Here is an 11,674-nt window from a genome sequence, read left to right as displayed (position 1 = left end):
GATCTCCAACACCAAGTCGAGGCGCGACAAACTCACCCCCGAACAGGTGGACGCGCTACGGGAGCTGGGCGTGGAGTGGGCATAGCCGCCCCCGGCGGGCCCTGTCGTCGGTACTCTCCCCGGACTCTGTAGCCGACGCCGGCCGGTGCTGAAGCACGGCGTGTCCAGCGGGCGCCTGGGCACGCCCGATCGGCAAATCTTCGGGGAGGTGTCGATCCGGCCGCGTCCCGTTCGTCGTCATGGTGTGCGGCGACCCGCCGTGCGAGGAAACAACAGGACCTGACAGGAGTCGGACCGTGAAGTACATGCTGCTGATCAATGCCGCTGTGATCGACGAGAAGGGCGCGGCCGCCGAGTGCAGCGTCGAGGACTGGATGGTCTACGACAAGGAAGTGAAGGACGCGGGGATCTGGGTTTCCGGGGAGTCGCTGGCCGACCTGGTCACCTCCACCACGGTACGGGTCGGCCGGGACGGCAGGCGGAGCGTCACCGACGGGCCGTTCGCCGAGACCCGCGAGGTCCTCGGCGGCTTCTACGTCATCGACGTGCCGGACCTGGACGTCGCACTCGACTGGGCCGCCCGCTGTCCCGGCGCGCGCGGCAGCGGGTCGGTCGTGGTCCGTCCGATCGCCGAGTTCGGGGCCTGACGGTGGAGGGCGAGGGAGTCACCGGGACCGGCATGCCCCTCGGGTCACCCCGCCCGTCGTCGGTCCAGTCGTCCGTGGAGTCGGTGTTCCGTGAGGAGCACGGCCGGCTGCTGGCCTCCCTCGTCCGCCGCTTCGGCGATCTCGACCTGGCCGAGGAGGTTGCCTCCGAGGCCGTGGAGGCGGCCCTGGTGCACTGGCCGGTCGGGGGCGTTCCGGCCAGGCCCGGGGCCTGGCTGTTGACCACGGCGCGGCGCAAGGCCGTCGACCGCCTGCGGCGGGATCAGGCATACGCCGCCCGCCTCGCCGTCCTGCAGGTGGAGGCGGACCGGGCCGCTCCCGCCCCGCTCGCGGACGGTGACGGCGGCCTGCCCGACGACCGGCTGCAGATGTTCTTCACCTGCGCCCACCCCGCCCTCGCGGCCGAGGACCGCACGGCGCTGACCCTGCGCTGCCTGGCCGGGCTCACGACGCCCGAGGTGGCGCGGGCCTTTCTCGTCCCTGCCGCGACGATGGCCCAGCGGATCGTCCGGGCGAAGAAGAAGATCCGCCAGGCCCGTATCCCGTTTCGCGTGCCCGGCGCCGACGAGCTGCCGGAGCGCCTGCCCGGGGTCCTGCAGGTCATCTATTCGATCTTCACCGAGGGGTACGCGGCCAGCTCGGGCCCGCGGTTGCAGCGGCTCGACCTCGCGCAGGAGGCCATCCGGCTGGCGCGGATCCTGCGCCACCTGATGCCCGCCGAGCGGGAAGTCGCCGGCCTGCTCGGGCTCATGCTGCTGATCCACGCGCGACGCGAGGCCCGGACCGGTCCGAACGGCGAGCTCGTGCTGCTCGACGATCAGGACCGCGGCCGCTGGGACCACACGATGATCGAGGAAGGACGCGGCCTGGCGGTCTCCGCGTTGACCGGCAAACCGCCCGGCCCGTACGGGGTACAGGCCGCCATCGCCGCCCTCCACGACGAGGCCACCGACCTCGCGACCACCGACTGGCCACAGATCGCAGCGCTCTACGACGTGCTGCTCCAGCTCACCCCCTCCCCCGTCGTCGCACTGAACCGCGCGGTGGCGGTGGCGATGCGCGACGGACCGCAGGCGGGCCTGGCCCTGCTCGACGAGCTGGCCGACGAGCCGGCACTGCGCCGCTACCACCCCTACCCGGCCGCCCGGGCGGACCTGCTGCACCGGCTCGGCCTGGCTGCCCGAGGCCGCCACGGCCTACCGGGAAGCACTCGACCTGGCCGGCACCGAACCCGAACGGGACCACCTCAGGCGCAGGCTGAACACGGTCCTGTCATCCGGACCGGACGACGGAGCCGACACCTGACGGCGCAACACCCCGGTCGTCGATACCACGTGCACCACCTGTCTGCGCCGAGCAGCCGGGGGCAATCCCACCCCCGGCTGCTCGGCGCGGAACCGTGCGTAAACCTGCCGAAGCCATTCGCCTCCGCCTGGCCCGCTGACCAGCACACATACCGAGCCGTGATACCGATCGGCACCACCATGACCCGGCGATTCATCAAAAACGTCAGCGCTCTACCGGCAACCGGTGTCAGCGCCACCACACCGGCCGGCGCCCTCCCGGCCAGGGCCAACACCACCCCAGATCACTGACACCTCAACACCGAAACCCCACCGACAAACCGACGCAGATCATCACCAGTGGATAAGGACTCACGCAACTGAGACAGCGTCACCCCGCATGCAATAACACCCCCGGGACAGCGATACCCACGGATCTCTCACGTCCAAGACAGTGGCCCTACGCCCCTAAACCGCCACCCACCAGCAGCAACACACCCAGACCCCACTGTCTCTCACCCCACTGTCCCGAAACCGAGAGATCGCAGTGGGGGACGCGGCGGGCCGGATGCCTCAGTTCGCGGTCTCGTAGCGAGCGACGTTCTTCGAGACCGCGGCCAGCAGCGGTTCCAGACGGTCCACCAGCTTCTGGTACTCGCTCGTCCGGCCGTCCGACCACTGGCCCAGCCCCACCACCATGGCGCGGCCCTGCCCGGTGAAGGCCTGCACCATTCCGCTGTCGGCCGGCAGGGTCGGCAGGCCGGATCCGGGCGGTGGAGCCTGCGCGGCCACCTGGTAGTCGTTGAAGTTCATGGACAGCTGGGTCACCAGCTTCACCGTCTCCTGGGGGTCCTTCATCGTGAAGATGGCCAGGTTGAACTGATTGTCGTGCGCGTCCTTGTAGAGGGCGATCTCCTCACCCAGACACCCCTTGCCAGCGGCGATCTCGGCGGCCAGTACCGGTCCGACCGAATCGAGCTCGGTGCAGGACTTCAGCACGACCGAGCCCAGCCTGGTGAACGTGCCACCGTTACCGTCCGCCACATGGACCGGAAACGCCTCGGCCAGGGGGATCATCGGCCGCTCCGCCGCACCAGCGGCCGTCGCGGAGACGCGCGGTACGGGGGCGGACGTTGTCGCCGCGGGCGCGGCAGCTTCGGGTTCGCGGGATGACGAGTTCGTGTGCTGCTTCAGAGCCAGGAGGGCCGCCGTGGTTACAGTGGCCGCCGCTATGGCCAGCGCGGCATTCCGGGGCCACACACGCTTCCGGGCGGGAACCGGGCCATCCTTGACGGTGGCGCTCCGGACGAAGTCGTCGTCGGGCACCACGTTCCACTTGTCGTCGTCGGGTCTGCGGTGATCGGGGGGCGGATTCTCGTTGCTCGGCACGGTGGAACCGTAGTGATCAGGGTTTCCGAGACGAGTACGCCCAGGTCACATCATGATCACTATTCGGGTGAGCGCTGAGACGATGGCTCCTCGGCCACCCGGCGCCAGTCTCCCTCCCGGGCCCTGTGCGGCGGAGCAGGACCTGGACTTCACCGACATGGACGCCCACGGTGCTGCGGCGGGTCTCGGTAAACTCCCGCGCATCGGCGCCCCGCCGGTGACCTGCGGCCGCGCCAGGTCAGTCCAACCCGGACCCTGCAGGTACTCTACGCAGCGGCTGCGCACCGCCCGGCCGTAGGCCGGCGCACCGCACCTGAACCCCGACCAACGGCCCGACCTGCGCCGCTTGGAAAGTCATCGCTGCTGGTCAATCCGCATATCGGTACTCGTTGATCGCTCCGCCGAGGATGCGGGTGCATACGAGTTTGCCGGGATGGCCGTGCCGGCGTTCGGCGGCGGGTTCCTCGCTCACGTCGGGCGGGAGTCGGTCCCGGGCCTGGTGAGGCCGGTGCCCGTTGTAGTGATCTTGGTACCGGCCGAGGACGCGACGCGCCTGGGCCTCGTTCACGATCAGCACGTGGTCCAGGGCTTCCCGGCGGATGGTGCCGATCACGCGCTCGCAGTGGGCGTTCATGCGCGGCGCCCGGGGCGCGCTGCGCAGCACGTCCACGTCCTCTGACGGGAAGACGGCGTCGAAGGCCTCGGTGTACTGGGTGTCGCGGTCGCGCAGCATGAAACGCAGGGACTCCATCCGTGTGCCGAAGTCAGCGGCGAGGTTGCGCGCCTGCTGCACCGCCCACCGGCCGGTCGGGTGGGCGGTAACGCCGGTCAGGTGCAGGCGCCGGGTGCCGTGCCCGGGGAACGCCGGCACATACAGGCGCTTGCCCAGGACGGTGTCGAGGGGGAAGAAGTCCGCGGCAATGATCCCCTCGGCCTGGGCAGTGAAAAACGCGCGCCAGCCGGGGCCGGAGCGGCGTGGGGCCGGGTCGATGCCCGCAGCGTTGAGGATCTGCCAGACGGTGGACGGTGAGATCGGGTGCCCCAGCCGGGCCAGCTCGCCCTGAATCCGGCGATGGCCCCACCTCGGATTCTCCTCGGCCAGGCGCAGGACGAGCTTCTTCAGCGCGGCCGGGGTCGGGGGTCGGCCGGTGCGGCCGCGGCGCTTGGAATAGTCCCGCTTCTTCGCGATCAGCCTGCGGTGCCAGGCCAGTACGGTGCCGGGCTGGACCGGGAAGACCTGCGCCCAGCGACGGCGCGGTATCAGCGAGGACAGGGCAGCAAACCAGAACCGGTCGGCCAACTCGTAGCGCACCGGTCCTGCGAGTTGGCGGCGCAGGACCGTGTTCTCGTGCCGCAGCACGAACAGTTCAGCTTCCTTCGTGGTGTCGCGGCGCGGCAGTATGCCGGGGACGGCCAGCAGCTTCCGGGTCACCCTGTACAGCAGCGAGACGATCACCACGACAGCATCCCCGCTGCTACCGACGCTCCAGGACATGGGTACGCACCTGCAGCGATGACTTTCCGCGCGGTACACGGTCCGAGGCCAGCGCCCGCAGCACGGTGTTCCTGGAGATCCCCAGCTGCCGGGCCACCGCCCGAGCCGACAGCCCCTTTCGAGCGGCACACGTTACGGCAGCGAGGGGAGCTGGGCGAGGAAACCGGCGAGGACCTCGTTGAAATCCCCGGCGCGCTCCAGATTGGGCAGGTGCCCGGCCCCGTCGATAACCGCGAGGGTCGCGTTGGGGATCTGCTGCTGGAGCAACTCCGCATCCTGGACGGTGGTGAACGAATCGTCCCGGCCGACCACGACCAAAGTGGGGACGGCGATCTGATCGAGCATTCCGGTGTAATCCGGCCGCTCGGCGCGGCTGCGCAACGCCACGGCCGCACCCTCCGGCGGCGCCCCGCGCATCATGCGCAGCACGTGTTCAGCCACTGCGGACTGTGCCTCGACGTTGTAGGGAGTCACCATCGAGGTGAGGACCTCATCGGCGTACCCGGCCATCCCCTCGGCCTCCAGCCGATCGGCGGTCTCGTACCGCCAGGCCCGCTTTTCCTCGGTGTCGGTCTGAGCGAAGGAGTCCGCGATGAGCAAGGCACGCACCCGTTCGGGGAACAGTCGGTAGAACTCCAGGGCGAGCTGTCCTCCCATGGAGATCCCACCGACCACTGCGGAGCCCACGCCCAGATGGTCGAGCAGGGCGGCGAGGTCGCGGGCGTACTCCTCCCAGTGAGTCTTTCCCGGGACGACGGTGGTCTCGCCGAAACCGCGCAGATCCGGCACGATCAGCCGGTACAGAGGCCCGGCGAACTTCACCAGCTGCGGCTCCCACAGGGTCCGGTCGAAGGGGTGACCGTGGATCAGCAGTACGGGCTCGCCGCTGCCCTCGTCCTCGTACCCCACCTGTATGCCGTTGACCGAGGTGATGGCCACTGATTCCTCCCGCGGATGGCCGGGTTGATCGCCCGACCTGTGAGTCGAGTCTCGACACGATCTTGCCGCAATGCCGTGCCCACCGGGCAATCGATAAGCACGCGCGCCAGTCTGCACAGACCGTGCCCGGACCGCACGGGCGTGTCCGGCGGATCACGACGACTCCCATGCAGGACGTGCTACGCCGTGCAAGGACGAGACAACCGCCTGACTACCATGACCTGCGCCTGTATACGGCGGCGGGAGAGGAAAAATGGGGCTCTCCTGCTGTATGAGTGGGTCACTCTGTGGCGGGTTGGCGGCCGGGGAGGGTGGGCTTGTCGCCGGCGAGGGTGGGCACCTGTCCCCGAGTGGTGGGCAGATCAGGCCAGGTGGGCAAGGGGCGCCGAGTGCGCCGACTACTTCCCCACAGCACCCTCTGCAGCAGTCCGCCTCGAGGAACCGCCGGCCTTCGGCACCCGCCGCCTGGTCCCGGTCGCCGACGTCGTCCCGGACAACGCCCCTTGTACGGCGCGGTCCAGGCCGTCTCCGACGATGCCCACGGGAGTCTCCGTTCATGACCGGCTGTGGGGGCCACTGAGCGGCGTTCACGCCCGGGCCGGGGGAAGCGCCCGGCGCCAAAGTGCTCTCCCTCATCCACACCCCCGAGCAGACCAATCACTCGCCGGCCAGTGGATCAGAACTCACAAAACTGAGACAGCGTCACCCCGCACGCGATAACACCCCCACGACAGCGATACCCCACGGAAATCTCACCCTCATGACAGTGGTCCTGCACCCCGAAACCGCCACCCACCAGCAACAACAACACACCCAGACCCCACTGTCACTCACCCCACTGTCCCGAAACCGAGAGATCGCAACTGGGCGAGCCGCCCCTGGGGAAAGAACTCCTTCGCACGCAAACCCTCCGCCGTGATCGGCGCGTCCCCCGGCAAGATCGGCACGGCCGTCGCGCAGCAGAACCTGCGCAGCGTGCTCAGTTTCTGCGACTCCCCCCAGATGAACGCCCCCGAGGCCTACATCCAGTTCACTCCGGGTTTGTTCACCGACGACGGAGAGATCACCGACGAGACCACAGAGCAGTTCCTGCGCGGCTTCATGGAGGAATTCCACCAGTTCATCGCGCGCGTACTGACCGTCATTCCGCGCTGACGTCGGCCGGTGCACGGGCCAGGGGCATTGCGTGTTCGCGGCTTGGGTGGGCTTACCCCGTGCCCAACCCGCCGCCAGACGCTGCCCTCATGCATCTGTCACGGACCGGAGCGGCGAGGCGGCGGCAGAACCCCTGGACCACCCCCCTAATGGGCGGTGATGCGAGGCACCTTGACCCGAACTCCGGCAGGGGTGGTCCAGGGGTTCTGCCGCCGCCTCGCACCGCTGCATTACTACCGTCCGTGACTACCCGTGCGGAACGCACGAGTGCCGGGAGCGCGCAGCGCGGGGCCGGCGGCGAGGGCGTCTGACAAGGCGCCGCACAGGGCGCCCGGCACGGCGTTCTCCAGGGCGCCCCCCAAGGTGCTCTGCAGGGCGCCACCGATCCGGTCCTAACGGGCAAACCCGCACGTCACAGGCCTGGTCAAGGGAGGGCCGGGCACGCCGACTACTTCCCTGGCAGACCCCGCCGCGGCGGCTTGCCCTGCAAGTTGCCCTACAACTTGCCTCAGCCGACCGGACCGGGCAGGTGAAACCGCAGATCAGGCCAGGTGGGCAAGGGGCGCCGAGTGCGCCGACTACTTCCCTGAGAGCCCCCTTTATGGGGCTTCTACGGGCCGTACCGGCCCGGTTCCGCCGGGCCCCCGGCGCCCCTGCTCCAGACCGGGCAGCGCCGCCGCCAAGACCACCGCCTCGCACGCACGCGACACGCGCGCCCTGAGGCCCGCCGCCCACGGCGATACCGGTGAGGAAGAACAACGCGCGCCGGGCGAGAATCCGGCATGACCGACCGCCGCCCGCTGGGCACCGGACCGACCCGCACCACCACCGAAGCGGAGCTGCCGCCCACGCCACGCGCCCAACTCGCCACCGAACGCCTGCCCACCGCCCCGACCGCCGGCAACCCGAGGCCCGCACGCCCGGCCACCGGGCGCCGCGCCCTGGGCGCCGGCCCCGGCGGTAATCCGCAGCCACCCACAGCCGAAGGCACAGCTGCACAGCTGTGACTGAGCGTTGCGCTTGGCCAGTTGAGCGCGGGGAGTCGCTTGGCCGAACTACCGAAGGCTGAGCACCGACTCTTCCGTGACCCGCCGGGGCCGCCTGCCCGGGAATCGGAGACTCGGGCACAATCGGGAGCCGTGCCCACAACTGCTGATCCCGCTGTCCTGTACCCCGACATCGCGGCCTGCGGCAGCCTTGCCGCAGCGCTCCAGGCCGAGGCAGAGGGCTGCCTCAGCGCCGTCCCCGTCACACCCTCGGATTCCGCCCCGCTGCTCCACGCGACCGTCGGAAGCACCCTGCCACACCGCGAGCCGCTGCAGGTCAGCGCACGGCGGCACGAGCGGCGGTGGTCGATCCGCGGCACGGAGCCCTTCCAGGGCATGCCCCTCGTCGACGGCGTGACGGACGAACTGGCGGAGGTCGCCAGGGCCGCCCGCGCGTGGCACGACGGGGCGGCGCTGGACGACATCCGCCGGGTGGCGCCCTTCGTGCACCTGACCGGCCGGTCCGAGGTTCCCGAACACGATCCCGCGCGGTTGACGGAATCCGAGTGGCAGAGCATGCGCCTGGAGGCGGGCGAACTGGAGTACGCCTGGCGGGAGACATACCAGGCCCTGATCGAGGCGGCGCACGTCGAGCCGGCGCTGCGCGCTCTCTACCCGTTCACGAGCCACTGGGCGCTGCGCTTTTCGACCACCACCCGCCCGCGCCTGACCATCGTCGGCCCGTGCTTGATCGCGAACAGCGATGGCACGTACGCGGTCGGCAGGGGCTTCACCAGCGAGGACCTCGGCCGGTTCACCACAGCGCACGAGGCCGTGGCAGTGGCCGTGCGCCATTTGCCGTCCGGCCTCGGCCCGGTCGCGCTCGGCGGATGACCCTGCCCGGCATCAGGGCCGTGTGTGGGGGGCCGACCACCGACCACCGTCCGCACCGGGTCCCAACGCTGCACGCCCCGCAGGTCCGGTACCGGCCGCGCGTGGAGGCCGGGTTCAGGGTGGTCCGGCGCTGCGCCAGGCGACCGTTTTTCGCGCCACCACCCGCCGCGCTCGCCCGCACACTCAGGCTGGCCAGCTAAGACGCTCAGTGTGCGACACGAAGTCGCTCCAGGTAAGTAAGGACAGCCACGTGAAGGAGGTATCGATCGGCTGAACTTCGGGTCAGTGTCCAGGGCCCGTCCCCGCGCTCCCATGCGTCGCTGGTAACGGCGGGGTGTGAAGCGGAGCGTTCAAGCCCAAGGGCGTCCCGGCCATCGGGGTGCAACAGGTGAGGGGAAGGCTGGACGGGCGAACGCAAGTGAACCCTTGATGATGCCTCGTGACTTTAAGACCGCGTCGATGGCGTGTTGGCGGCGGTCACAGGACCCGGTGCTGTGAGGCGCCAAGCGACCTTCGGGTAACTGAGCCCGAGGGGAGGACACCGCTGGTTCCGGGGTAGAGGGGGCGCCCACCCCAGCCGCGTCTTACTGGTGCGGAACGTGAAAACCCCGACGGGGTCCAGGCCAACGGCTTGGTAGGCCGACCGCAAGGAAGGCTGAACTCCCCGGCGGGAGAAGGAAGATCTGAAGTTACCCCGGTTTGATGGACAACCTTTCGCTTTGGGACACTGAGTCCCGCAAGGAGGAGTCCATCGTGCCAAGGACGCGTCCGGCCTACCCGCCGGAGTTCCGTCGCCAGATAATCGAGCTGGTCCGCTCCGGCCGCACGCCGGAAGAGCCGGCCAAGGAGTTCGAGCCGTCCGCCCAGACCATCCGCACCTGGGCCAACCAGGACCGGGTGGACACCGGGGAACGCCCCGGCCCGACCAGCGACGAGAAGGAGGAACTCGCCCGGCTGCGCCGCGAGGTCAAACAGCTGCGCGAGGAGAAGGAGATCCTCCGCAAGGCCACGGTTTTCTTCGTCCGGGAGACCAGCCGGTGATCTGCTACCGGCTGATCGACGAGAACACGGCACACCACGACGTCTCCCGCATGGCCCGGCTGCTGGGTGTGTCACGGCAGGGCTACTACGCCTGGAGGGACCGCGTCCCGTCCCGCCGGCAGCGGGAGGACGCCGAGCTCACGGAGAAGATCCGCGGGCACCACGAGCGGTCCCACCAGACCTACGGAGCCCCGCGCATCCACGCGGACCTGCGCGAGATCGACGGCCTGTCCGTCGGGCGCAAGCGCGTCGCCCGCCTGATGCGCGAGGCCGGGCTGACCGGTGTGCACCGCCGCACCGGCCGGGCCTCGCTCACCCGCCGGGACCGGCAGGCCACGGCCGCCCCCGACCTGATCGGCCGCGATTTCACCGCGAGCGCGCCGAACCTGCGCTGGAGTGCGGACATCACCTACGTCCCCACCGGGCAGGGCTGGCTCTACCTCGCCGTCGTCCTGGACCTGTTCTCCCGCCGCATCGTCGGCTGGGCGATGGCCGACCACATGCGAACCGAGCTGGTCACCGACGCCCTCGCCATGGCGGTCACGGCCCGCAGACCCCGCCCCGGCCTCGTGCATCACAGCGACAAGGGCTCCCAGTACACCAGTCTGACGTTCGGTCAGCGATGCGACGAGGCGGGGATCCGGCCCTCTACCGGCCGCACCGGCTCGTGCTTCGACAACGCCGTCACCGAGAGCTTCTTCGCCTCTCTGGAGACCGAACTCATCGACCGGACCGCCTTCCCCACCCGGCACCACGCCGAGCAGGCCCTCTTCGGCTACATCGAAGGCTTCTATAACCCCAGGCGCCGCCATTCGGCGAACGGCCAGCTCAGCCCGGCCGAGTACGAACGTCGTCACGCCGCGAAGGCACCACATAGAGTGCTTTACGCGGCCACATAGCTCGCAAGCCCATCAGTGTCCGTCAGACCGGGGCAACTCCACTCATCAAGTTCGCCTGGACCGGCATCGTCCGCCATCAGCTCGTCAAGGGTGGAGCGTCCCCAGACGACCCCGCTCTGACCGAGTACTGGCGGAACCGCCGCCGGAAGAAAGCGCCGCCGCCGATGGACAAGACGAGTCTTCTCCTGGCGGTCCGGCAGCAGGGGCTCTGCCCCCTCTGCAAGCAGGCGCTGATCGTCGGAGCCGAGTACGAACCGGGCAGCCCACGCGAGTGGATCAACTGGTTCGCGGCCTCGAAGAAGATGCTCCACAAGCATCACTTCACCTACCGGCGAGACGGCGGCGGGGACGAGCGGAACAACCTTCGCCTCGTGCACTCCGAATGCCACCGCCAGCACCACGCTGGCGACGGCGAACGGGCCACATAACCCTGTTGACCTGTGAAGCCTTCGAGGCTTGCTTGAGCCGGATGCGGGGAAAGCCCGCACGTCCGGTTCTGAGGGGGCCGGAGATCAGCAATGGTCTCCGGCTACCCGACCACATCCGCGCGGCAACGCGATAGCTCGGTCGCTTGCTACAGGTCGAACTCGAGGTGTTCGACGTCGGTGAACTCCACCTCCAGGCCGTGGGCGCGGCGGCCGCCGTCGCGGAAGTAGACCTCGCCGAACGCCTGGGCAGCGAGGTCGCGCAGCTGCCGCTCGGTGGCGCCGGTCTCCTGGGCGTCGAACAGGCGGGCCGCGTACTGCGGGGCAGAGCGAGGGTGAGGTGGCGGATCCGGGCGTCGTCGGTGGTGCCGGGCGCGGCGGTGAACACGCACCTTGCGGGTAGGCACTGCGGGTGGGGCCTGCACCAGAGCACCTGGTGCAGGCCCCACCCGCAGCCCAGCCGTTGCCCGGCTCCGTCCCTTCGGGGATGGGCCGGGCAGCGT

Annotated in this window: 8 protein-coding genes and 3 pseudogenes; 7 read left to right on the top strand and 4 right to left on the bottom strand. The window is 69.7% G+C overall.

The genetic code is table 11. The features are described from left to right. The first annotated feature begins 296 nt into the window (after nucleotides 1–296). Nucleotides 297–647, top strand: a complete 351-nt coding sequence (locus WJ438_RS40560) for a YciI family protein (protein WP_406729544.1) — start codon at nucleotides 297–299, stop codon at nucleotides 645–647. 32 nt (nucleotides 648–679) lie between these two features. Beyond that, a pseudogene (locus tag WJ438_RS40555) lies at nucleotides 680–1,970 on the top strand (RNA polymerase sigma factor). A gap of 551 nt (nucleotides 1,971–2,521) precedes the next feature. Here WJ438_RS40555 and WJ438_RS40550 read toward each other — a convergent pair. The 3 genes from WJ438_RS40550 to WJ438_RS40540 form a co-directional block, all read right to left on the bottom strand. Then, entirely contained in the window at nucleotides 2,522–3,337 is an 816-nt protein-coding gene (locus WJ438_RS40550; RefSeq protein WP_406729543.1) for a hypothetical protein, read from the bottom strand. Between the two features lie 367 nt (nucleotides 3,338–3,704). Next, a complete protein-coding gene (locus WJ438_RS40545) occupies nucleotides 3,705–4,832 on the bottom strand; it encodes an integrase core domain-containing protein (protein ID WP_406729542.1) in 1,128 nt (375 codons plus the stop codon). Nucleotides 4,833–4,964: 132 nt separating this feature from the next. Next, nucleotides 4,965–5,771, bottom strand: a complete 807-nt coding sequence (locus WJ438_RS40540) for an alpha/beta fold hydrolase (protein ID WP_406729541.1) — start codon at nucleotides 5,769–5,771, stop codon at nucleotides 4,965–4,967. Nucleotides 5,772–6,644: 873 nt separating this feature from the next. Between WJ438_RS40540 and WJ438_RS40535 the strand changes: the two are divergent. The 5 genes and pseudogenes from WJ438_RS40535 to WJ438_RS40515 all read left to right on the top strand — a co-directional run. Then, nucleotides 6,645–6,926: pseudogene (locus WJ438_RS40535) on the top strand (NADPH-dependent FMN reductase); the annotation flags it as partial. 782 nt (nucleotides 6,927–7,708) lie between these two features. Next, the gene (locus WJ438_RS40530) at nucleotides 7,709–7,933 is read left to right on the top strand and encodes a hypothetical protein (protein ID WP_406729540.1); all 225 of its coding nucleotides are present in this window, start codon (nucleotides 7,709–7,711) and stop codon (nucleotides 7,931–7,933) included. A 132-nt stretch (nucleotides 7,934–8,065) separates the two neighbouring features. Continuing rightward, a complete protein-coding gene (locus tag WJ438_RS40525) occupies nucleotides 8,066–8,806 on the top strand; it encodes a DUF6193 family natural product biosynthesis protein (RefSeq protein WP_406729539.1) in 741 nt (246 codons plus the stop codon). 753 nt (nucleotides 8,807–9,559) lie between these two features. Then, nucleotides 9,560–10,746 (top strand): IS3 family transposase gene (locus WJ438_RS40520; RefSeq protein WP_406729538.1). Its coding sequence is split into 2 segments (ribosomal slippage): nucleotides 9,560–9,815 and nucleotides 9,815–10,746, totalling 1,188 coding nucleotides; the frame shifts between segments, so codons are not numbered across the junction. Between the two features lie 164 nt (nucleotides 10,747–10,910). Next, a complete protein-coding gene (locus WJ438_RS40515; protein WP_406729537.1) occupies nucleotides 10,911–11,174 on the top strand; it encodes an HNH endonuclease in 264 nt (87 codons plus the stop codon). Between the two features lie 146 nt (nucleotides 11,175–11,320). Here WJ438_RS40515 and tpg read toward each other — a convergent pair. Next, nucleotides 11,321–11,568 (bottom strand): annotated as a pseudogene (gene tpg / locus WJ438_RS40510) (telomere-protecting terminal protein Tpg); the annotation flags it as partial. Nucleotides 11,569–11,674: the final 106 nt, after the last annotated feature.

It is taken from the genome of Streptomyces sp. GD-15H, assembly GCF_045291515.1.
GTDB lineage: Bacteria > Actinomycetota > Actinomycetes > Streptomycetales > Streptomycetaceae > Streptomyces.
This window is presented reverse-complemented; position numbering and strand designations above follow the sequence as displayed.

Coding starts and splice junctions, on each gene's coding strand:
- WJ438_RS40545 (WP_406729542.1), bottom strand. CDS start 4,832: ATGTCCTGGAGCGTCGGTAGCAGCGGGGATGCTGTCGTGGTGATCGTC.
- WJ438_RS40530 (WP_406729540.1), top strand. CDS start 7,709: ATGACCGACCGCCGCCCGCTGGGCACCGGACCGACCCGCACCACCACC.
- WJ438_RS40515 (WP_406729537.1), top strand. CDS start 10,911: ATGGACAAGACGAGTCTTCTCCTGGCGGTCCGGCAGCAGGGGCTCTGC.